Here is a 2,912-nt window from a genome sequence, read left to right as displayed (position 1 = left end):
CCCACAGGGGGTCATGGTGGATCAGACCACCTGCTTCTCCGGCTCCGGAATATGGCTTGCCCCCAATACCGCCGGCAGCAACCCCGCCCGCAGATCCGTACCGCTCGGCTGTTGGTACAAGCCCAGCCCGAACTCCGGCATCACTGCCAGCAAGTAATCGAAGATATCCCCCTGGATGCGCTCGTAGTCGGCCCACACGGTGGTGCCGGTGAAGCAGTAGATTTCCAGCGGGATACCCTGGGCAGTGGTCTGCAGCTGGCGGACGATGCAGGTCATGTTCGGCTGGATCTCCGGGTGGCTTTTCAGATAGGCCAGGGCATAGGCGCGGAAAGTGCCCAGGTTGGTCATCCGCCGGCGGTTCGCCGACATCGCCGCGACGTTGCCCTGGGCTTCGTTCCAGGCCTTGAGCTCGGCCTGCTTGCGGCCGATGTAATCGGTCAGCAGGCGCACCTGGGTCAGGCGCTGTTCTTCCTCGTCGTGCAGGAAGCGCACGCCGCTGGCGTCGATGAACAGGCTGCGCTTGATCCGCCTTCCGCCGGATTGCTGCATGCCGCGCCAGTTCTTGAACGATTCGGACATCAGGCGCCAGGTGGGGATCGAGACGATGGTCTTGTCGAAGTTCTGCACCTTCACCGTGTGCAACGTGATGTCCACCACATCACCGTCGGCGCCGACCTGGGGCATTTCGATCCAGTCGCCGACGCGCAGCATGTCGTTGCTGGTCAACTGCACGCTGGCGACAAACGACAGCAGCGTGTCCTTGTAGACCAGGAGGATCACCGCCGACATCGCCCCCAGGCCAGACAGCAGCAACAGCGGCGAACGGTCGATCAGCGTGGCGACGATGATGATCGCGCCGAACACGTAGAGGACCATCTTGGTCAGCTGCACGTAGCCCTTGATCGAGCGGGTGCGGGCATGTTCGGTGCGGGCATAGACGTCCAGCAGGGCACTGAGCAGGGCACTGACGGCCAGCAGCATGAACAGGATGGTGAAGGCCAGCGCGACATTGCCGAGGAAGACCATGCTGGTCTTGCTCAGCCCAGGCACCAGGTGCAGGCCGAACTGGATGATCAGTGACGGCGTCGTCTGCGCCAGGCGATGAAAGACTTTGTTCTGGCGCAGGTCGTTGACCCAGTGCAGGGCCGGTTGGCGGCCGATCAGCTTGGCACCGTGCAGGATCAGGTAACGCGCCACGCGTCCGAGCACCAGCGCGATCGCCAGCAGCAGGGCCAGGGCGAGGCCGGAATGCAGGAGCGGGTGCTGATCCAGGGCCCCCCAGAAATCCTGAAGGTTGAGCCAGAATTGTTTGATATCCATGGACGAGACGGTCTTCTATGAGCGCGATGGGCGGATTAGAGCATTTAAGCGTGGCGAAGTGACCGTTGATGACAAATCCATCTTGAAAACACACTGATTTGCAGCCGTTTGTATAAAGAAACTCGGCCTGCGCGCTCGAAACCGGTAACCTATGCAGCTGTTTTTTTGCATTTCTTCGAGGTAGCACCCGTGTTTTCCCAATTCGCCCTGCACGAACGCCTGCTCAAAGCCGTGGCCGAGCTTAAATTTGTCGAGCCAACGCCGGTGCAGGCAGCGGCTATTCCGCTCGCGCTCCAGGGGCGTGACCTGCGGGTGACGGCGCAGACCGGCAGCGGCAAGACTGCTGCGTTCGTGCTGCCGATCCTCAATCGCCTGATCGGCCCGGCCAAGGTCCGCGTCAGCATCAAGACCCTGATCCTGCTGCCGACCCGCGAACTGGCCCAGCAGACCTTGAAGGAAGTGGAGCGCTTTTCGCAGTTCACCTTCATCAAGTCCGGCCTGATCACCGGCGGCGAAGATTTCAAGGTTCAGGCCGCTATGCTGCGCAAGGTGCCGGATATCCTGATCGGCACGCCGGGGCGGATGATCGAGCAACTGAACGCCGGCAACCTCGACCTCAAGGAAGTCGAAGTGCTGGTGCTGGACGAAGCCGACCGCATGCTGGACATGGGTTTTGCCGAAGACGTGCAGCGCCTGGTGGATGAATGCGTCAATCGCCAGCAGACCATGCTGTTCTCCGCCACCACTGGCGGTTCGGGCCTGCGCGAAATGATCGCCAAGGTCCTGAACAACCCTGAGCACTTGCAGCTCAACGCGGTCAGCCAGCTGAACTCCACGACTCGCCAGCAGATCATCACCGCTGACCACAACCAGCACAAAGAGCAGATCGTCAACTGGCTGCTGGCCAACGAGACCTACGAAAAAGCCATCGTGTTCACCAACACCCGGGCCATGGCCGACCGCATCTACGGTCGTCTCGTCGCCCAGGAATACAAGGCGTTCGTTCTGCACGGCGAGAAAGACCAGAAGGATCGCAAGCTGGCCATCGACCGCCTCAAGCAGGGCGGTGTGAAGATCCTGGTTGCCACCGATGTCGCCGCCCGTGGCCTGGACGTCGACGGCCTGGACATGGTCATCAACTTCGACATGCCCCGCAGCGGCGACGAGTACGTGCACCGCATCGGCCGCACCGGTCGCGCCGGCAACGATGGCCTGGCGATCTCGCTGATCTGCCACGGCGACTGGAACCTGATGTCGAGCGTCGAGCGCTACCTCAAGCAGAGCTTCGAGCGCCGTACCATCAAGGAAGTCAAAGGCACCTACGGCGGACCGAAAAAGGTCAAGGCGTCGGGCAAGGCCGTTGGCGTGAAGAAGAAAAAGGTCGACGCCAAGGGCGACAAGAAAAAAACCGGCGCCAAGGCCCCGACCAAGCGCAAGACCGCCAACCGCCCGAAGAGCGACGCGCCATCGCTGGTCAGCAAGGACGGCATGGCCCCGCTCAAACGCCGCAAGCCCGAGGCGCCGGCGGCTGAATAAGCCCATCAGGCCCCTGGGTCCTGATACTGTCGCAAGGCCGAAGACAATCCCCGTGG

General features: G+C 61.9%; 2 protein-coding genes. One reads left to right on the top strand and one right to left on the bottom strand.

What is annotated here, in order from left to right:
- Positions 1-21: 21 nt before the first annotated feature.
- Positions 22-1,320 carry a mechanosensitive ion channel family protein gene (locus ACE04F_RS00875; protein ID WP_486104109.1) on the bottom strand — a complete coding sequence of 433 codons (1,299 nt, stop codon included), beginning with the start codon at positions 1,318-1,320 and terminating at the stop codon, positions 22-24.
- Between the two features lie 189 nt (positions 1,321-1,509).
- Here ACE04F_RS00875 and ACE04F_RS00870 point away from each other — a divergent pair, with 189 nt between their 5' ends.
- A complete protein-coding gene (locus ACE04F_RS00870) occupies positions 1,510-2,856 on the top strand; it encodes a DEAD/DEAH box helicase (protein ID WP_434673780.1) in 1,347 nt (448 codons plus the stop codon).
- The last annotated feature ends 56 nt before the right edge of the window (positions 2,857-2,912 follow it).

It is taken from the genome of Pseudomonas sp. AGC41 (genome assembly GCF_057334555.1).
The sequence above is the reverse complement of the archived record's forward strand: the minus strand, read 5'-3'. Positions and strand labels throughout refer to the sequence as shown.